Raw genomic sequence first — 18,378 nt, 5'->3', positions numbered from 1 at the left:
GGCTGGAATGCGTGCCAGCTCATCTCCCCTCCGACGCGATCAGTGTCCGCGTGGACAGCTGGACGTGGGCGGCTCGGCTGTTCAAGACACGCTCGCAGGCGGCGACGGCCTGCCGATCGGGACACGTTCGGGTCAATGGAACGTCGGCAAAGGCGGCTCAGCAGGTGAAAGCCGGCGACGAGGTGCGGGTGCGTGTATCCGGCATCGAACGCATTGTCGTCGTGGTCAAGCCGATCACGAAGCGAGTCAGCGCGGTGCTGGCCGCCGATTGCCTGCAGGACAATTCGCCGCCCCCACCACCGCCCGAACTGATTGCGTCCATTCCGCGACGTGATCGCGGCGCCGGCAGACCGACCAAACGCGAGCGACGCGACCTCGAGAAGTTGCGCGGCCTCGAGCCCTGATTGCTACCTCGAAACAGGCTGACGCAGAACCGTCTTCAGTTTCTCGGGCGGCGTCCGGCGCGCATCACTGAGGTAGATCTCGTGATGATCGCCGTTGAAACTGAAGCCGTTCGACGGGATGAACGTGTTGTGCAAGCGGTCCAAGGTGGGGGCCTCGTCGTCGTAGGAACCTACGTGAAGAATCTGGACGGACAGGCCCTCCTCCAATTCGAGGAACCGCACCTTGTCCAAAGCCGCCACGTTCTTCTTGGCGCGGACCGCTTTGGCTCGAACTGAGGCGATCGCCGCAGACAGTTCGGCCTGAGCGATCCATTCCGGTTGCGAGATCATCATCGTCCAATCCCAAGCCGCCTTGTCCCGTGTCACGAACACCTCGGGATCATCTGCCCGCCACAACCCTTCCAGCGGGCCAACGACGAAGTCGCGATCCAATTCCTTCTTGCTAGCGAATTTTGCCGAGTAGGACACCGAATACAGCGCTTCGAGCGCCTCGGAGTACTCGGTGGCAGTGTTGGGGTCGCCGTGACCGTCGACGGCGAAGTAGCCGAAGCGGGGAACGGTCACGAGGGCAAAATCGCGGCGCCCAGGCGAGTAGAGATCCTTGTATGCCTTCTTGACGTCGTACTTCTCCATGCGCCACCCACCTGATCACTGGCCGAGTTTCAATGTTCGGAAACCTATCCGAGAACACCGACATCCCGATAGCGGACCACTGTCCCCTTGTTAATAGACCAGTGGACCTTTACTCTGGACGGGGTGACTACACCCCAGGCGACCGACGTCGCTCGAGTTCCGCGCCGCAGACCGTTGCGGATCGTTGCCATATCCGCGATTGTCGCGTCGATCTTGGCTCTGTTGTTCGTGTACCCATGGTGGAGCTTGTTCATCCGGCCGGACTGGCCGACGGCGGTGGCAGTTTTCGGCACCGTTCTGTTTGCCGCCCTCTTGATCGCCCTGCCTGCGAGCATGATGCTCAGCCACGGACACACCGACCGCGATCCAGTTCGCCTGATCGGCGACGCACTCCTCGGAATCATCTGGGTCGTGTTCGTGTGGACCCTGCTCGGCGAAGTTCTGAGGCTCGGACTGCTCGTCGGCGGCGTGGATGACCCGTTTCGATCGAGAATCGTCGCCGTTGCCGCACTGATCATCTCGGCCCTTCTGCTGATCTGGGGCTACCGGGAAGCCATGAGACTGCCACGGATCAAGCAGGTCGACGTCACCATCCCCCGCCTTGGTGCGGGGATGGACAAACTTCGGGTAGTCGCGATCACCGACACCCACTTCGGGCCGATCAATCGCGAGAAGTGGTCCGAGCGCGTCATCGCGGCAGTCAACGATCTCGACGCCGACATCGTGGCCCACGTCGGTGACATCGCCGACGGAACGGTAGAGCAGCGACTCGGCCAAGCGACCCCCCTCGCATCGGTCGAAGCCGGGCTCGCTCGCGTCTACGTGACCGGCAATCACGAGTACTTCCACGAGGCTCAGGAGTGGCTCGACTACATGACCTCGATCGGCTGGGACGCGCTGCACAACCGCCACCTCGTCGTCACCAAGGGCGGAGACAGACTGGTCATCGCCGGAGTCGACGATGCGACAGCGTTGGGATCGAAGCTCGACGGGCACGGCGCGAACTTCGACATGGCCCTGGCCGGCTCCGACCCCGAATTGCCGATTCTGATGCTCGCCCACCAACCGAAGCAGGTTACTCAGTCCGCTTCTGCGGGAGTGGATCTGCAGCTCGCCGGCCATACCCACGGCGGACAGATCTGGCCCTTCAACTTTCTGGTGAAACTCGATCAACCGTCGGTACACGGGCTTACCAGGCACGGAGAACGTACGCAGCTGTACACCAGCCGCGGAACCGGCTTCTGGGGTCCACCATTCCGAGTGTTCGCACCGAGCGAGATCACCGTTCTGACGCTGCACCGCGTCTGATCGATCTCAGCTCGTTCGGGTTGCCGCTCGCGCCGACAACCCGACGAGCTGGTTGATCAGGCCTTCGCGCAGGCCGACTGCGAACATGTCGGCAGCTGGGGGCGCCTGCATCTCGTTCAGCACGACGACGATGGATTCGGCAGGCTCGGCCGTGGGCCACAAGCCGGCAACGATCACCAGGGTCACCTTGGCGAATTGTGCCGCGTCGCCTTCCGAGAGGTGGGGCAGCTGTGAATGAACCAGCGATGCAAACCTTCCCGAGTTGACCGTCGCCCGCTTCTTGAAGTCGCGGGCGAAGTCGACGGAGATGTTTCTTTCGAGGACCCCGGCCATGACGCTCATCAACTCGCACAGCAATCGCTGTCCGACAAGCGATTCCGCAACCGCGGATGCGACATGAATTTCAGGGGCGTATGGCGAGTCGTCACCGGCCGGAGTCAACGACTCGGACAACCCGTCCAGCCACGCAACCCAGTTCTCGTCGAGCACTTCGAGAAAGATGGCCTCGCGACTGTCGAAGTACCGGAGCACGTTCGACTTCGCCAGGCCGACGCTCTCACTGAGCTCACGCAGGCTGATGTCGGCGACGGGTCTGGACCCGAGCATCGCGCGGGCCGCATCGAGAATCGCGCACCGACGCGCTTCGATCTGCTCAGGCCTGCGCGCGCGCTGAAATCCGTGGGTCGCCACCATCACGCAAGATTATCAGACCATCGTTCTATTGTTTGCTGCATTGCGGGTCAATTGTCCGAAGGTGCATGCTGCGCCACGACTCCCCTCGACGCCAGTTCGCGACGCAGCGAATCGGTATCGACGGACGCGAGATCGACTCGGTGCGTGCAGGTGGCCAGAGCTCGGACCTCCACGGACAGATCTGCCACCTGCTTACGCGTCGCGGCCTGCCCTGCCTCGTCCTGTTCCGCCACTCGCTCGACCAACCAGGAAGCGAGTGTGGCAGTCACGATGCCCAGCAACGCAATTCCGCCGATCATCAACGCTCCGGCGATCAGGCGCCCGGTTGTAGTGACAGGAGCCATGTCTCCGTAACCGACGGTCGTGACCGTCTCCATCGCCCACCACAATGCCGTTCCGTACGACGTGATGGCAGCGCCCTGCGCGTGACGCTCGGCATCGAGCATGGCCAGCGCCGCGACACCGATCAGCAAGGCCGTGGCACCAGTGGCGTAAATAACCACCCGTCCACGCAAGCTTTGCCCGCTCGAGCGGTGGACTATTGCAAGCAGGGTGACCAACCGAAGGAGACGCAAGGGACGCAGCATGGGCAACACCACCATCGCCAAGTCCAAGAGATGCCTGACGAACCAGCGACCGCGGGCAGGTGCCAACCACAGGCGAACTGCGTAGTCGACGGCAAAAACGACCCACGCAGCCCACATGGTCCATTCGGTCAGACGATGTGGAAGGCCCGTCGGTTGCGCCAGCACTTGGTACGCGTACGCCACCAAGAACAGGCAGGCCGCAGCGGTCAACGGGATGTCGGTGGCTAGCTGCAATTTCTCCGACGTCCACGCAGCGCGGCGGTGCGCCGACTTCGTCGATTCGTTCATCCGAGAAGTCTGACACCACCGCTACCTAGTGCCCGGCAGAACCGACTCAGATCCGAGTGTGCGTCAAGATGTTGAGCGCCGTGGGAACTGCCTCGATCGTGATGGGCAACGGCCCCACCCGATCACCGTCCGCGTAAGCGATGATGCCTTCGGAAACCAACCGCACCTTCTTCGATCGGTAGGTCTGCACCGCATCCAAGGAGACGTGAGTTCCCTTGTACACCCGCGGAAACAGGCGCACCAGACGCAACCTCGAACCATGCCCGACGACGGTCAGATCCAGCAACCCATCCGACTTCGACGCGCCCGGGGTGATGAGCATGCCGCCACCGTACGAACGCCCGTTACCGACTGCGACCAGCGTCGCGTCCACCGTGATGACCTCGTCGTCGAGTTCGATCCGGTACGGCAACGGCTTCATCTTCGCCAACTCGGCAAGCATCGCCAGGTTGTAGCGCATCGGCCCCTTGGGCCAGGACATCCGATTGGCCCGCTCGCTGACCAGCGAGTCGAATCCACTGGCGATGATAGTTCCCGACCAGACGACGGAACCGTCGGCCAGCGTGATCTTCGCCAGATCGGACTGCTGCACGACGCCGTCGGCGATCACATCGGCGGCTGCCTCGGGATCGCCTGTGGGAATGCCGAACTCACGGGCGTGATCGTTACCGGTGCCCGCCGGGATGAGCCCGATAGGAGTATCGGTCAACGCGGCAGCCTGCAATCCGATGCTGATGGCGCCGTCGCCGCCGACCACCACCAGCGCGTCGGTACCTTCCTCGATCGCACGACGCGCCAACTTCTTGGCGTCGTCGGCGTCGGTTCCGATGATCTCGGTGACGGCAACTCCCCGAGCACGCAGTCGCGCAACACCTTTGCGTCCGGCCGCAGGCGCGTGACCATGCCCCGCCATCGGATTGATCAGGACGGTAACCTTCTCGATCTGACTGCGGGTTTCGGTCACGGAATCAGCTTTCCAGGATTGAGGATGCCGGCAGGGTCCACTGCATTCTTCACTGCGCGAAGGATATTCGCGCCCAATTCGCCGATCTCGTCCTTCATCCACGGGCGATGATCAGCGCCGACTGCATGATGATGGGTGATCGTGCCGCCGGCCGAAATGATCGCATCGCCCGCGGCAGTCTTCGCCTTGTGCCACTGAGCGATCGGGTCTTCGGTCTGCGCGCTGACCACTGTGAAGTACAGCGAAGCGCCGGTCTTGTAGGTGTGCGAAATGTGGCACATGACGAGCGGCTGAGTACCCTGCTCGACGAGAGCCTTCGTCAGTGCCTCGGTGACCGAGGAGCGCAGGTTCGCGAGGTTGCCCCAGGTGGTTGCCGTCTCGAGGGTTTCACACAGCGCACCGACATCGAGGAGAGCGTCACGCAGATACGGTGCATCGAATCGCCCGTGCTCCCAACTGTTTCCGGGCTCCTCACCGAGCGAAGTTCCACCGTGAGCGGTGAGAATTGCGCGGGCCTCCGCCATCCGTTCAGCGGTGTGCGAAGCCGTGCCCTCGTAGGTGGTGATCCCGAGGCAACCACCGGTGAAGGCGTTCTCACCGATCTTGTCGGTGGTCGCCAGATTCACGCCACTCTCGGCCTCGTCGGACAACCGCAGGACGGTCGGAGCCGATCCTTCCTGAACCAGCTCACGCAATGCGGCTGCGCCGGTAGCGAAGTCGGGGAAGCTCCATCCCTCGCGCACGGTGGTTTCGGGCAGGCGGTGAACCCTTACACGCACGTGCGTGATGACGCCGAACGTGCCCTCGGAGCCGACAAAAAGCTCACCCAGATCGGGGCCTGCAGCGGATGCCGGCGCACGCCCGGTCTCGATCACGCCACTCGGGGTGACAACGGTGAGGCCCTGAACCATGTCCTCGAAGCGCCCGTATCCAGCCGACGCCTGCCCCGAAGAACGGGTGGCGGCGAACCCGCCCAGAGTGGCGAACAGGAAGCTCTGCGGGAAGTGCCCCACCGAGAAGCCGTGCTCACGCAGAAGCTCCTCGGCGCGTGGACCGGTGGTTCCGCCGCCGAACGTCGCGATACCCGATTCCTCGTCCAACCCGACGAGCTGATCGAACCTGCGCAGATCGAGAGATAGAACTGCGTCGAACCCGTCACGAATGGGATCGAGCCCGCCGACGACGCTGGTGCCACCACCGAACGGGACCACTGCGATCCGGTTGGCAGAGCAGTATCGGAGAACCTGTTCGACCTCTGCGTCTGTCCCTGGAGTGACGACTACGTCCGGTGCGTCCTGCGGCTCGGCGCTACGACGGCGGAGCAGATCCGGGGTGCTCTTGCCACCGGCCCGAAGGATTCGATCCGAATCCTTGGTGCTGACGTACTCCGCCCCGACCAGCCCGGCCAGCGCTTCGACGTGCGACTGAGCCATAGCGGACGGAACCACCTGGACGTCTTCGATCGCGAGGCGCGATCGCGTCGGTGCGGAGACACCGAGAAATCCGGTCAACAGTGATGTGACTGCGTCCGACAGTTCACGCTTCTTGGCCGGATCGCCCCAGGCGTCCCACTGCATCGGCGGTTGCAAGGCAGACTTTTCGGTGCTCATAGACACTAGTGTTACATATTTGTGTGATGTGTAAACATCCCGGTTGATCGAGCTGTCGATCAACCCATCGTCTTGGATCCGTCGATGGCTTCACGAAGCATGTCCGCGTGGCCCGCATGCTGGGCCGTCTCGGCGATGATGTGCAGCAGTGCGCGCCGCGCTGACCAGCGAACTCCCACTTCGAACCACGGCGCCGACGGCAGTGGATGCGAGATGTCGAGGCTGTCCAGCGAGGCCACCAACTCGTCGGTCCTCGCCGCGATCCCCTCGTATTCGGACACGATGCTTGCCAAGGTCTCACCCTCGACCATGGCAAATTCGTTCGCCCGTTCCTGCTGCATCTCTTCCGACCACTGGGTCGGGTCGAAGTCACCACCAAGTCCGGCCGGCCCTTCCAGAATGAAGTCGACCCAACCCTTTTCTGCCTGACCTACATGCTTGACCAATCCGCCGAGGCACAGTTCGCTCACGGTCGGCCTCGAAGCAGCCTGGTCGTCGGTGAGGTTCTTGACGGTGAAGAGCAGGAATTCGCGATGCTGACGCAGGCTCTGGAGGAGATCCGCGCGCTCGCCGGTGACGGTGGCAGTCGGTGCGTTCATGATGTTTTCCTTCGCTCGTGGGTTCCTTGCCCTGTGAGAACTACGTTAGAAGTCATTGCGGACAGAAACGGTCCTCAATAGAAAACGATCAAGAAAAAACTCCCGGCACCCACCCATGAAGGTGAGTGCCGGGAGTACGAGCGAACTACGACGAAATAGGACTGCGCGAGATCAGACCGTGCGGGCCAAACGATCGGCCAGCAGACGCGTGAAGTGCGCCGGATCGCTGAGCTCGCCGCCCTCGGCAAGCAACGCCATGCCGTAGAGCAACTGAGCCGTCTCCGTCAGGTTCTCCGCATTGTCGTTGGCGGCCTGCGCCTCCCGCAGCCCCGAAACAAGAGGGTGCTCCGGGTTGAGCTCGAGGATGCGCTTGCTGTGCGGAACAGGCTGACCCGAAGCCTTGTACATCTTCTCGAGCGTCGGAGACATGCTGAACGCGTCGCCGACGATGCAGGCGGCCGACGTGGTCAGTCGCGTCGACAGACGCGTTTCCTTGATGTCGTCGGACAGGGTTTCGGTCAGCCACGTCAGCAACTCGCCGAATTCCTTCTCCTTCTCTTCGCGCTCGGCCTCGGCCGCCTTCTTCTCGTCCTCGGTGTCGAGGTCGACCTCGCCCTTGGCGATCGACTGGAAGGTCTTGCCGTCGAAGTCCGAGACGGCGTCGACCCACATCTCGTCCACGGGGTCGGTGAGAACCAGAACCTCGAGGCCCTTGGCCTTGAAAGCCTCCATGTGCGGGGAGCTTTCGATGAGGTGACGAGATTCGCCGGTCATGAAGTAGATCTGTTCCTGACCGTCCTTCATTCGCTCCACGTACTCCGCGAGAGTGGTCACGCCCTCTTCGCTGTTGGTCGAGGCGAAGGACGAGACGTCGAGCAAGGTCTTACGGTTGTCGGCATCGGCCATCAGGCCTTCCTTGAGCGCGCGCCCGAACTCCGTCCAGAAGGTCGAGTACTTCTCGGGCTCGTTCGCCTTCATGTCCTTGATGGTCGAGAGGACCTTCTTGGTCAGACGACGACGGATGGCAGCGATCTGCCGGTCCTGCTGCAGAATTTCACGAGAGACGTTGAGCGAGAGGTCTTGTGCGTCGACCACACCCTTGACGAAGCGCAGGTAATCGGGCACCAACTCTTCGCAGTCGTCCATGATGAAGACGCGCTTGACGTAGAGGTGGATGCCGGCCTTGCGCTCACGCATGAACAGATCGAACGGCGCCGTCGACGGAATGAACAGCAGCGCTTGGTATTCGAAAGTACCTTCGGCCTTCATCGGGATGACCTCGAGAGGCTCGTCCCAGGCGTGGCTGACGTGCTTGTAGAACTCCTTGTACTCGTCCTCGGACACCTCGTCCTTGGAGCGAGTCCACAGAGCCTTCATCGAGTTGATCGTCTCGGTCTCGATGGTGACCTCGGGCTCTTCGCCCTCCGCCGGCGTCGACGTACGAGCGACATCCATGCGGATGGGCCACGCGATGAAGTCGGAGTACTTCTTGACCAGTTCCTTGATCTTCCATTCCGACGTGTAGTCGTGCAGGCCGTTCTCGGAATCCTCGGGCATCAGGTGCAGGGTCACGGAGCTGCCCTGCGGCGCCTCGTTCACATGCTCGAGCGTGTACGTGCCTTCGCCGGTCGACTCCCAGCGCGTCGCGTGATCTTCACCGGCGCGACGGGTCAGCAACGTGACCTTGTCCGCCACCATGAACGTGGAGTAGAAGCCGATGCCGAACTGACCGATCAGTTCTTCGGATGCCGCTGCATCCTTGGCTTCCTTGAGCTTACGACGCACCTCGGCGGTGCCGGACTTGGCGAGCGTGCCGATCAGGTCGACGACCTCGTCACGCGACATTCCGATGCCGTTGTCGCGGATGGTCAGGGTGCGTGCCGCCTTGTCGATGTCGATCTCGATATGCAGATCGGAGACGTCGACGTCGAGGTCTTTGTCCTGGTACGACTCGAGGCGGAGTTTGTCCAGCGCGTCCGAAGCGTTGGAGATCAACTCACGAAGGAAGCTGTCCTTGTTCGTATAGATTGAATGAACCATCAGATCCAGCAGCTGACGTGTTTCTGCTTGGAACTCGAGCTGCTCGGTATGCGCGGTCACTTCGATCCCTTTCTCTTCTCGGACTGATCACAGGGATTTTACTCGACCTCGAATACCGCGGGCCGGCCCCCGCACAGACAAGGGAGGCCACGCGACCTGCGCATGACCTCCCGTTATCTTCACCCACCGATCTACTCGGTGACGTTCACCATCGAATAGTTCGAGACGCCGCCGGCCAGCACCCTGAGGTGATCGTCCGAAGCGCCCAGAGTGTGTTCGATGGCCACCAGCCGCGAGACGTAGTGCCCGACCGGGTACTCGGCCGTCATTCCGATACCACCGTGCATCTGAATTGCTTCCTGACCGATCTGATGCGCAGCGCGACCGACAGCCAGCTTCGCTCGCGACGCGATGGTCGGATCGATCACACCGTCGGCGATGGCCATGGTGGCGTACAGACTCATGCTGCTCGCCAGTTCGAGAGCGACGTACATGTCGGCCGCACGATGCGTCAGCGTCTGGAACTTCGCGAGCGGAACACCGAACTGCTTGCGCTGCTTCAGATAATCCGTCGTCAGTCGGAGCGCCTCGGTCATGATTCCGATGGCCTCGGCACACAGAGCTGCCTGCGCCCGGACCTCTGCTTCGACGATCGCCGCCGTGACATCGCCGCCCTCACCAAGTTGTTCGGCCGCGGCATCGGTGAACGTGAACTGCGCGCCGCGACGGCCGTCGTGGGTGGCGTACGCAGTCCGGGTGACACCCGCACCTTCTGCATCCACCAGGAAGAGCCCGGTGCCGCCGCCTGGAAGTGCGGCGCTGACGATCACGACGTGCGCGCTGTCGCCCTGCAGGACCGGGTTCTTGACGCCGGTGATCGTCCACCCCGATCCCGCCTGCGAGGCCGCGGTCGTGACAGTGGCGACCGGCCAGCGCGTGCCAGGTTCCGTATGGGCAAAGGCCGACAAAGTGGTTCCGTCGCTGAGCACCGGCAGGAGTCGCGCCCGCTGATCTGCCGAACCGATCGCAGCAATCAAACCGCCGGGGATCAGAACACCACCCAAATACGGCTCGGGTGCAAGCGCGCGGCCCAGTTCGGTCATCACCACCATGGTCTCGACCGGCCCAGCGCCCATCCCGCCATCGGCCTCCGCGAATGGTAGGCCGAGCAGCCCGAGCTCTGCGAACTGCTTCCACACCGAGGCAGTCCATCCCTCGTCGGTGGCCGAGGTGGCGTTGCGCTTCTCTGCGTCGTAGCTGCGGCTGAGTAATTCGCGTGTTGTGTCGCGAAGCATCGTCTGTTCGTCGTCGAGTTCGAAATTCATGTCACACGCTCACAATCCGAGGATCGAGGAGGCAATGATGGAGCGCTGCACCTCACTTGATCCGCTGTAGATGGAAACCTTCCGGTAGTTCAAGTAGCGCGGCGCCGCCTGCTGCGCCCACTCCGGCGAGTCGATGTCGGCGATATCTACCGGCAGTGAGTCCGGCCCGGCAACGTCCATCAGCAATTCCGTTGCTGCCTGCTGCAATTCGGAGCCGCGGAGTTTGAGCAGCGAGGACGCCGGATTCGGCTTTCCGTCTGCCGAACTCGCCACAACTCGCAGTTGAGTCAGATCCAGTGCAAGCAATTCGTTTTCCAACTCGGCCAATCGAGCCGCGAACAACGGATCCTCGAGGAGGGTGCCCGTTCCGACGCGAACCTCCCGCGCCTTCTCTTTTGCCGTGGCGACAAGGGTTTTGGAGAACCCGACCCGTGTGACCCCCGTGCGTTCGTTGCCGAGCAGGAACTTGGCGTAGTCCCAGCCCTTGTTCTCCTCGCCGACAAGATTTTCCGCAGGTACGCGGACGTTGTCGAAGAACACCTCGTTGACCTCGACGCTGCCGTCGATCAGTTTGATGGGACGAACCGTGATGCCAGGAGTCGCCAGATCGATGAGCAGGAACGAAATTCCTGCCTGACGCTTCTGGGCACTGGCATCTGTCCGCACCAGACAGAAGATCCACTCGGCGTGCTGCGCGAGAGTAGTCCACGTCTTCTGACCGTTGACGATGTAATCCGCGCCGTCACGGACAGCGGCCGTCTTGAGTGAAGCGAGATCCGAGCCTGCTTCTGGTTCCGAAAAACCCTGGCACCACCAAATATCGGCGTTGGCCGTCGCCGGGAGAAACTTCTCTTTCTGCTCCTGCGAGCCGAAGGCCGCGATAACGGGCCCAACCATGCTCACGTTGAACGGCAACGGGTTGGGTACCGACGCCAACTGCATTTCCTCGGAATAGATGTGGCGCTGTACCGGAGTCCAGTCCTTGCCGCCCCATTCGACCGGCCAGTGCGGAACCGCCAGTCCGTGAGCGTTCAGAATCTGTTGGCCCGAAACGATATCTTCACGCGTCAGCTTTCCGAATCCTGCTGCACGTGCACGAAGTTCGGGCGAAAATTCTGTGGTGAAGAACCTTCGCATCTCCTCGCGGAACGCAACTTCCTCACCGGTCAATTCGAGATTCATGTGGAGTCTGCTTTCTTATGTCAGGAATTCAGAACAAGATTCGTGCGACGGTCTGCGCAACAACGGCGGGCTTGTCCACGCCTTCGATCTCGACGGTGTTGGTGATCTGACTCTGCAGCGAACCGTTCGGCAACTCTTCGATCGCGGAGAGCACTGCAGTGTTTCGAACCATGGCTCCGACCGGCACCGGACTCGGGAATCGAACCTTGTCGGACCCGTAGTTGATGACCATCTTCGCCCCGTCGATGCGGTACACGGACTTCGACAGAAGCGGCAGGAGCGAGAGGGTCAGATACCCGTGGGCAATCGGACCACCGAAAGGTGATTCACGCCTTGCCCTTTCGTCGTCGACGTGGATCCACTGATGATCACCGGTCGCGTCGGCGAATTGATGGACCATCTCGCGGGTGACCTCGACCCACTCGCTCGAGCCCAGCGTTTCACCGACCGCCCCCAGGAGATCTGACTTGTTCTCGAACACCCGTGTCATCTGATCCTCCACGTTCCCGAACACTGTTAGGTTAATTGGATAATAAACTCACAGTGTAAGGTTGTCCAGTACTCAGACGAAAGGTTTCTGTGCGATGGCGCGACCGCGGGTTCCACTACTGAGCAAGCCGATCATCAGGGACACCGCCCTGAAACTGGTGGACGAGCACGGTTTGACCGACTTCTCGATGCGCAAACTCGCCACTGTCCTCGGCGTGCAGGCACCGTCGCTGTACAGCCATTACGCCAACAAGGACGAATTACTCGACGACGTCGCGAACGTCATCATGGAGTCCGTCGATGTGAGCGGCTTCGACTCTGACGATTGGCGCGGTGCGCTGCGCACGTGGGCGCGGTCCTACCATGCGGCCCTGGGCAAGCATCCCAACATCGTTCCCTACTTGGCCTACGGTCCGAGCGTCAGGCCCATCGCCCTCGATCGCGCGAACGCCATCCACGGCGGCCTGGTGCGGGCCGGATGGCCGCAGCGCACGGCAACGCTGATCGGCGCTTCCGTCAAGTACGTGGTCATGGGCGCTGCGACAGCGACGTTCTCCGGCGGATTCGTGGACGATCCGGCGATCTACGCCGAGCGTTACCCGCACCTCACGCGAGCGCACTTGTTGCGCGAGCGTGCTGCGGAAATCGACGGTGCCAGTTTCGAACTCGCGCTGGAATCGCTGTTGGACGGGCTGGAAGCCAAATATGCACTTCTGCCACGAACTTCGAAGTAATGCCTGAAATTGGGAGTCGCTACTTTCGATCGAGCACGCCGAGCATCGCAACGAAGGCCGCCTGACGATCCCCGAGAGCGGCAAAGAATTCCCGGTCCGACGCTTCCACCGAGCGATTCGCCTTGCCTGCCAGGGCCGCACCCGTCTGGGTCACCGCCAGTGAGCGTGCCCGGGCATCGGTCGGGTGTGGACGTCTTTCGACAAACCCTTTGGATTCGAGGGTCCGTATCACCTGTGACGTCATCATCGGATCGGTGCGCGCATACTCGGCAAGATCGCGTTGAGTTATCGGCGTTTCCGCGTCCAGCCAGGTCAGAGCGGCGAGCAGTACGAACTGCACGTGAGTCAGGTCGAAGGGCCGCAGCGCCGCGCGAATCGAGGCCTGCCAAGCATTGGTGACACGCCACAACATCAGACCCGGACTGTCGCCCGCGTTCTCGAAGTCGGTTTCCAGTTTCTTCGCCACAGCGTCAGTGTGTCATCTCGTTGTCGAGCGCAGAATCTCGACGTCGTTGCCATCCAACGGAATCAAGCCTCGGCGGAGCTGATACCCCCAGTTCGGCGTCGAGGTCAATGCCAAACGACTCCGAACTGCCTCGAGAGGAACGGGCGCGAACTCCTCGTATCGCACTCGACGCCGAAACGGCTTGAAGCACCCCTCGTCCGCCTGCCAGATCTCACCCTCTTCGATCACGCCGAGGGCTGTGAACTCGCGCAACGGATCTCGATCACCAATGGACTCGACCGGCGAATAGTAGACAAGCACATCGCCCGCCTTCATCCGCGCCAATCCGGACCTCTTCCCGTGCCCGATCTGCGCGATCCCAAGATCCACTGCGCGACGCACATGTTCGGCCGAGACAACCCCCAACCAGGCGTTCATCGCCGACCACCTGTCGAACCGAGCGCAAGTTCAATCATGAATTTAGTATGCGCGCTTATTATATTCCTCGCAACAGATCGACTCTTGGACGTGTTCAACTTCAAGGCGTACGCTGAACTTGAACACGTTCAAAGAAGGGGAGCCCATGAGCAGTCGCGGGATCGAAACCAGGGAAAAGCTGGTGGAAACAGCTTTGCGGCTCTTCCGCGACGAGGGCTTCGCAGCGACGACCATGCGCAAGATCGCGACTGAGGCAGGTGTCTCCCTCGGGAATGCCTACTACTACTTCGCCAGCAAGGACGAACTGGTTCACGAGCTGTATCTCGTCATCCAACGTGATCACCGAGAGCGTGCGCTTCCACTCCTGCGGCAAGGTGGCTCACTCGCGGAAAATCTCGCGATCGTTCTGCACACCGGACTCGATGTCATGGGGCCATATCACGGGTTCGGTGGCGCGTTTCTGCACGTTGCCCTACCAACCGCATCGCCGTCCAGCCCGTTCTCGGCCGAGTCGAGCGATGCGAGATCGATGGCCGTCGAATTGATGCGCGAAGCACTGGCGGCGTCCAAGCAGAAGACGCCGGCGTCATTGGAGACCCAGCTCCCCACACTCTTGTGGCTCAGCTACCTGGGCGTGACGCTGCATTGGGTCACCGACTCGTCTCCGAGGCAAACGCGCACTCGTTCCCTGGTCGACGGACTGGTCCCGATCATCGCGAAAACACTCGCCCTCGCCCGGCTACCGGTGGCCCGCGGCCTGGTCGGTGACGTCGCCGCCCTGATGACCAAAGTCGTTTCTCCAGAGGGGAACACAAAATCATGAAGACTGTCGTTGTATCCGGTGCGTCGGGCTACATAGGGCAATCTTTCGTTCGAGCGCTCGAACCCAACGGGGTGGACGTACGAACGATCGGCCGGGGAGGAACGAGCGATGCCACCTGGTCCGACGAGCAAGGTGTTGCCGACGTACTCAGCGGCGCGGATCTGCTGATCAACCTCGCCGGACGCTCTGTGAGCTGCCGATACAACAAGCGCAATGCCGACGAAATCTTCTCCTCCCGCGTGGAAACGACCGCACTGTTGGGTCGCGCACTGGCCCGTACGCCGCAGCCACCATCGCTCTGGGCGAATGCCAGTACCGGCACGATCTACCGAGACGCGCGGGATCGACCGATGGACGAGAAGAACGGCGAACTGGGTAAGGGATTCTCCGTCGCTGTCGCGCGAGCGTGGGAGCACGAATTGTTCTCCGCCCCAACCCCGGTTCGAAAAGTAGCGCTACGAATGTCGATCGTTCTCGGAGCCGGCGGCGGAGCAATCAACCCTTTCGTCAACCTGGCCCGAACAGGCTTCGGCGGACGAATGGGCGACGGACGACAAATGTTCAGCTGGATATACATTTCCGATGTCGTTCGCTCGATCATCCACATCTACGAGCATCCGGAGATCTCAGGCCCCGTCAATATCGCATCCCCGTGCCCTGTGACCAATGACGAGATGATGCGACAGGTGCGCGCAGCGTTGGGTCGACGGTACGGTGTGCCCACGCCCGGTTGGATGCTGGAATTCGGCGCTCGGATCATCCGCACCGAGGCCGAGTTGGTACTCAAGAGCCGCTGGGTTTCACCAGGGGTGCTCGCGGACAGCGGCTTCCAGTATCAATTTCCGACGTTGGAGTCTGCGCTGGAACAGATCGCTCAGGAGACCCCGCGAGGGCTGCTTCCGGTGACACTTGGCTGAAGTTCGGTCGCGGTCGCGACCGCTCGCACGATATCCTGCTCGAGCAGATAGTGATTGAGTGCAATCGCAGCCTTCGACCCAGCGGCGGCGGCGGTGATCAACTGTGCAGGCGAGTCCGACACGTTCCCGGCGGCCCACACACCAGGCGTGCTGGTACCTCCCGCAGGATCAGTTACCACCCAACCATTTTCGTCAGCGTCACATCCCAGGTCAGTCAGCAAAGCGTCGCGTGGAACAAACCGTGGACCGACAAACACCACACTCCGCGGAACAACCTGACCGGAGGCCAGCTCGACGCCGTCCAATCGACCGTCTACCACCGAGACCCCGGCCACGTCGCCTTCTACGATGCGAATCCCCCTGACAGTCAGCCGATCCCGCTCGGTGCCGGTCAGCTCGATGCGATTCGGAAAGAAGACAACATCGTCCGACCATTGGCGCACCAACGACGCCTGATGAATCGTGAAGGGCCTGTTGTCACCACCGAGTACACCGATCGGCGTATCACGAACCTCGTACCCGTGACAGTAGGGACAATGCAAAACGTCGACTCCCCAGCGATCCTGCAGCCCAGCGATGTTCGGCAGCTCGTCACGTAACCCCGTCGCCACCAGAACAGTCCGTGCCTCCAGCGACGCAGACACGTCGGTTTGCACAAGAAATCCACCGTCCTCCGTTTGCTCGATTCCGATTGCGGTGCCAGTCGTCACTTCGCCGCCGTACTCGGTAACCTCCTTGCGTCCGGCCGCAAGTAATTGCGTCGGACTCTCACCGTCCCGCGTCAGGTACCCGTGCAGGTGCTCGGAGACACCATTGCGCGGATTACCAGCATCGACGATCATCACTCGCCGCCGAGCCCGAGCCAGAACAAGCGCGGCACTCAACCCCGCCGCACCGCCACCGACAATCACCACATCGAACCTCATGCACTCCCCCAGTCCCGCAGTTCGTCCCACCCCAGACGGTGAGCTATTCTGGCAATCTAGCAAATTTGTTTACCAGTTAACAAAACTGAGGAATCGTGAACGAACCAACACTCCGCTCCCGTACGTGCAACCTTTGGGCCGAAAACAATCCTGACCTCGACACGTCGCCCATGGAAGTTGTCGCGCAACTCAAGCGGATCACGGCGCTTCTCGAACTCGCCGTCGAACCGGTGTACCGATCCGCGGACCTCACCGTTTCGGAAGTCGAACTGCTTGTGCCGCTTCGATACGCCGAGGAACCGGTCACCGCGATTCGTCTCGCCGAACGCCTCGGTATGTCTCGGGCCGGAGTCAGCAAGGCACTCGCACGATTGGAGAAGCGAGGCCTTGTCTCCCGCACGAGCAATCCCGAAGACAGGCGATCTGCACTGATCACGATGACGATCCAGGGAAACGCTGTCGTCGATGACGTCTTTCCTCGCGAACTCGCCGCTCACGGTGAATTATTCACCAAACTCGGACGGGACCGCGGAAAAATTCTCGCGGCACTCGAGCAGTTGGCGCTATCCATGGAAGGCGGGTTGGATCGAACGCAGGACAAGAAGTAGCCCGCGCTACTCCTGCTCCCCGGTCCGCCCGCCGTACGTCGCAATCTTGTACTCCGTCGCAGCCAAAGACAACGTGAGCTCCTTGATCTGCCGACGAACGGTGTCCCGGTGCTCGAGCAGCATGTCGAGCCTCTCCGGAACTGTCCCTTCACCGGCGTCGACCAGTTCGACGTAGTGCTGCAGGTCACGAATCGCCATGCCTGAGATACGCATGCGGGTCAGAAACACCAGCCTGCGAACAGTTTCCGGGCCGTACACACGATGTCCGCTCGAGTCACGATCGACCGTGACCAGGCCGATCTTCTCGTAATAGCGCAGGGTATGTGCCGAAACATCCAGTAGGTCCGACACTTCGGCGATCGACATCGGATCTTCGACGTCCCCAGCATCGACGAGCCGGTGAATGACCTCGATCGACATGGGCCCGTCCACTTCCCCATGGGCCTCGAGCGCCTTACGCATCAAGTCTTCGGTAGCCATGACTCCCAGCCTAGAACGGGCGGACAGGTCCGGCAGCATCCGCGAAATCGGCGCTGCGAGCGAGGTCGGCCCAGACAGATACCTCGGCGAGATTCTTCCGATACGACGCGGATATCCGCTCCACGGCTTCCTTTCCGAGTGGCAGACGAAGTGGCACGTTCTCACTGTGCACCAGCGCATTGATGATTGCCGCTGCTTTCTCCGGATCGCCCTCCTGAACACCGTCTGCTGCCGCCATGTCACGCAGAACCGGATCGAGCACTTCACGGTAGTCCGATGATGATTCGGCGAAACTCAGAACGCCGGGGGTGTTGAATGCCGTGCGGAATCTGCTGGGCTCGACGATCATCACTCGGATGCCGAACTGCCCGACCTCACCGGCGAGAGCCTCCGACCAACCCTCGAGCGCGAACTTCGACGCCGAATACGCCCCGACCCCGGGAAACGACATCCGGCCGCCTTGGCTGCTCATCTGCACGATCGTCCCACTTCCCTGCACTCGCATCGAAGGGAGGGCGGCGCGAACCAACGCGGCGGGTCCGATCAGGTGCAGTTCCATGAGATCCCGCAAGGTCGAATCGTCGACCAACTCCGCCGCGCCGACCATCCCACGACCGGCATTGTTGACCAGCACGTCGACGCGACCGAAACGCTCGAGCGCGTGTTCGACTACCCCCGGAGCTGCTTCGGTATCCCGGACGTCGAACGTCACAGTCGAGAACCCATCCGGATGCTCCGACGCAATATCTGCAACGGCTTCAGGGCGACGAACTGCCGCGACCACCGCGTCCCCTGATCGAAGTGCGGACAGTGCTAGTTCGCGGCCGAAGCCTCGAGAAACTCCAGTGATGATCCAGGTCTTTGTTGTCATGGTCGGGAACGCTA

General features: G+C 61.7%; 21 protein-coding genes. 6 read left to right on the top strand and 15 right to left on the bottom strand.

Going from position 1 to position 18,378, the window contains the following annotated elements:
* The first annotated feature begins 11 nt into the window (after positions 1–11).
* Positions 12–404, top strand: coding sequence for a S4 domain-containing protein (locus tag G8767_RS01600; protein ID WP_166809155.1), 393 nt, complete (start codon positions 12–14; stop codon positions 402–404).
* A gap of 3 nt (positions 405–407) precedes the next feature.
* Here the strand turns inward: G8767_RS01600 and G8767_RS01595 are convergent, their stop codons facing one another.
* The gene (locus G8767_RS01595) at positions 408–1,037 is read right to left on the bottom strand and encodes a GyrI-like domain-containing protein (RefSeq protein ID WP_042952895.1); all 630 of its coding nucleotides are present in this window, start codon (positions 1,035–1,037) and stop codon (positions 408–410) included.
* A gap of 123 nt (positions 1,038–1,160) precedes the next feature.
* Here G8767_RS01595 and G8767_RS01590 point away from each other — a divergent pair, with 123 nt between their 5' ends.
* Positions 1,161–2,345 (top strand): metallophosphoesterase, encoded by a 1,185-nt coding sequence (locus tag G8767_RS01590; protein ID WP_166809154.1) that lies wholly within the window; start codon positions 1,161–1,163, stop codon positions 2,343–2,345.
* A 6-nt stretch (positions 2,346–2,351) separates the two neighbouring features.
* On the opposite strand, the gene G8767_RS01585 is transcribed toward G8767_RS01590, so the two are convergent.
* The 9 genes from G8767_RS01585 to G8767_RS01545 all read right to left on the bottom strand — a co-directional run bounded on the left by G8767_RS01585 (position 2,352) and on the right by G8767_RS01545 (position 12,123).
* Positions 2,352–3,038 carry a TetR family transcriptional regulator gene (locus G8767_RS01585; RefSeq protein ID WP_047889678.1) on the bottom strand — a complete coding sequence of 229 codons (687 nt, stop codon included), beginning with the start codon at positions 3,036–3,038 and terminating at the stop codon, positions 2,352–2,354.
* Positions 3,039–3,085: 47 nt separating this feature from the next.
* Entirely contained in the window at positions 3,086–3,913 is an 828-nt protein-coding gene (locus G8767_RS01580; RefSeq protein WP_166809153.1) for a potassium channel family protein, read from the bottom strand.
* 46 nt (positions 3,914–3,959) lie between these two features.
* A complete protein-coding gene (locus G8767_RS01575; protein ID WP_007731349.1) occupies positions 3,960–4,877 on the bottom strand; it encodes a diacylglycerol kinase in 918 nt (305 codons plus the stop codon).
* Positions 4,874–6,454, bottom strand: coding sequence for an FAD-binding oxidoreductase (locus tag G8767_RS01570; protein ID WP_124567836.1), 1,581 nt, complete (start codon positions 6,452–6,454; stop codon positions 4,874–4,876). Before G8767_RS01570 ends, G8767_RS01575 begins: the two co-directional genes overlap by 4 nt.
* A gap of 92 nt (positions 6,455–6,546) precedes the next feature.
* Positions 6,547–7,086, bottom strand: coding sequence for a DinB family protein (locus G8767_RS01565; protein WP_166809152.1), 540 nt, complete (start codon positions 7,084–7,086; stop codon positions 6,547–6,549).
* Positions 7,087–7,257: 171 nt separating this feature from the next.
* The gene (htpG, locus tag G8767_RS01560) at positions 7,258–9,186 is read right to left on the bottom strand and encodes a molecular chaperone HtpG (protein WP_124567785.1); all 1,929 of its coding nucleotides are present in this window, start codon (positions 9,184–9,186) and stop codon (positions 7,258–7,260) included.
* A gap of 131 nt (positions 9,187–9,317) precedes the next feature.
* Positions 9,318–10,451: an acyl-CoA dehydrogenase family protein gene (locus G8767_RS01555; RefSeq protein ID WP_124567786.1), complete on the bottom strand. Its 1,134-nt coding sequence runs from the start codon at positions 10,449–10,451 to the stop codon at positions 9,318–9,320.
* A 9-nt stretch (positions 10,452–10,460) separates the two neighbouring features.
* The gene (locus tag G8767_RS01550) at positions 10,461–11,633 is read right to left on the bottom strand and encodes an acyl-CoA dehydrogenase family protein (protein WP_124567787.1); all 1,173 of its coding nucleotides are present in this window, start codon (positions 11,631–11,633) and stop codon (positions 10,461–10,463) included.
* A 28-nt stretch (positions 11,634–11,661) separates the two neighbouring features.
* Entirely contained in the window at positions 11,662–12,123 is a 462-nt protein-coding gene (locus tag G8767_RS01545) for a MaoC family dehydratase (RefSeq protein WP_124567788.1), read from the bottom strand.
* Positions 12,124–12,217: 94 nt separating this feature from the next.
* Between G8767_RS01545 and G8767_RS01540 the strand changes: the two genes are divergently transcribed.
* Positions 12,218–12,856 (top strand): TetR/AcrR family transcriptional regulator C-terminal domain-containing protein, encoded by a 639-nt coding sequence (locus G8767_RS01540; RefSeq protein ID WP_124567789.1) that lies wholly within the window; start codon positions 12,218–12,220, stop codon positions 12,854–12,856.
* A 19-nt stretch (positions 12,857–12,875) separates the two neighbouring features.
* On the opposite strand, the gene G8767_RS01535 is transcribed toward G8767_RS01540, so the two are convergent.
* Positions 12,876–13,322 carry a MarR family transcriptional regulator gene (locus tag G8767_RS01535; RefSeq protein WP_166809151.1) on the bottom strand — a complete coding sequence of 149 codons (447 nt, stop codon included), beginning with the start codon at positions 13,320–13,322 and terminating at the stop codon, positions 12,876–12,878.
* A gap of 12 nt (positions 13,323–13,334) precedes the next feature.
* Positions 13,335–13,739, bottom strand: coding sequence for an EVE domain-containing protein (locus G8767_RS01530; RefSeq protein WP_166809150.1), 405 nt, complete (start codon positions 13,737–13,739; stop codon positions 13,335–13,337).
* Positions 13,740–13,884: 145 nt separating this feature from the next.
* Here G8767_RS01530 and G8767_RS01525 point away from each other — a divergent pair, with 145 nt between their 5' ends.
* Together G8767_RS01525 and G8767_RS01520 are read left to right on the top strand one after the other, a co-directional pair.
* The gene (locus G8767_RS01525; RefSeq protein ID WP_166809149.1) at positions 13,885–14,562 is read left to right on the top strand and encodes a TetR family transcriptional regulator; all 678 of its coding nucleotides are present in this window, start codon (positions 13,885–13,887) and stop codon (positions 14,560–14,562) included.
* Complete coding sequence (locus G8767_RS01520) at positions 14,559–15,479, top strand: TIGR01777 family oxidoreductase (RefSeq protein ID WP_166809148.1); 921 nt, start codon at positions 14,559–14,561, stop codon at positions 15,477–15,479. The genes G8767_RS01525 and G8767_RS01520 overlap by 4 nt, the downstream gene beginning before the upstream one ends.
* Here the strand turns inward: G8767_RS01520 and G8767_RS01515 are convergent.
* Complete coding sequence (locus G8767_RS01515; protein WP_166809147.1) at positions 15,437–16,405, bottom strand: NAD(P)/FAD-dependent oxidoreductase; 969 nt, start codon at positions 16,403–16,405, stop codon at positions 15,437–15,439. The genes G8767_RS01520 and G8767_RS01515 overlap by 43 nt on opposite strands.
* 95 nt (positions 16,406–16,500) lie before the next feature.
* Between G8767_RS01515 and G8767_RS01510 the strand changes: the two genes are divergently transcribed.
* The gene (locus tag G8767_RS01510) at positions 16,501–17,013 is read left to right on the top strand and encodes a MarR family transcriptional regulator (protein ID WP_024487435.1); all 513 of its coding nucleotides are present in this window, start codon (positions 16,501–16,503) and stop codon (positions 17,011–17,013) included.
* A gap of 6 nt (positions 17,014–17,019) precedes the next feature.
* On the opposite strand, the gene G8767_RS01505 is transcribed toward G8767_RS01510, so the two are convergent.
* The gene (locus G8767_RS01505) at positions 17,020–17,493 is read right to left on the bottom strand and encodes a MerR family transcriptional regulator (RefSeq protein ID WP_166809146.1); all 474 of its coding nucleotides are present in this window, start codon (positions 17,491–17,493) and stop codon (positions 17,020–17,022) included.
* Between the two features lie 10 nt (positions 17,494–17,503).
* Positions 17,504–18,364: an SDR family NAD(P)-dependent oxidoreductase gene (locus G8767_RS01500; RefSeq protein WP_166809145.1), complete on the bottom strand. Its 861-nt coding sequence runs from the start codon at positions 18,362–18,364 to the stop codon at positions 17,504–17,506.
* Positions 18,365–18,378 lie beyond the last annotated feature (14 nt).

The sequence above is a fragment of the Rhodococcus sp. IC4_135 genome (assembly GCF_011602025.1).
In the GTDB taxonomy this organism is placed as follows: domain Bacteria; phylum Actinomycetota; class Actinomycetes; order Mycobacteriales; family Mycobacteriaceae; genus Rhodococcus_F; species Rhodococcus_F baikonurensis.
The sequence above is the reverse complement of the archived record's forward strand: the minus strand, read 5'-3'. Positions and strand labels throughout refer to the sequence as shown.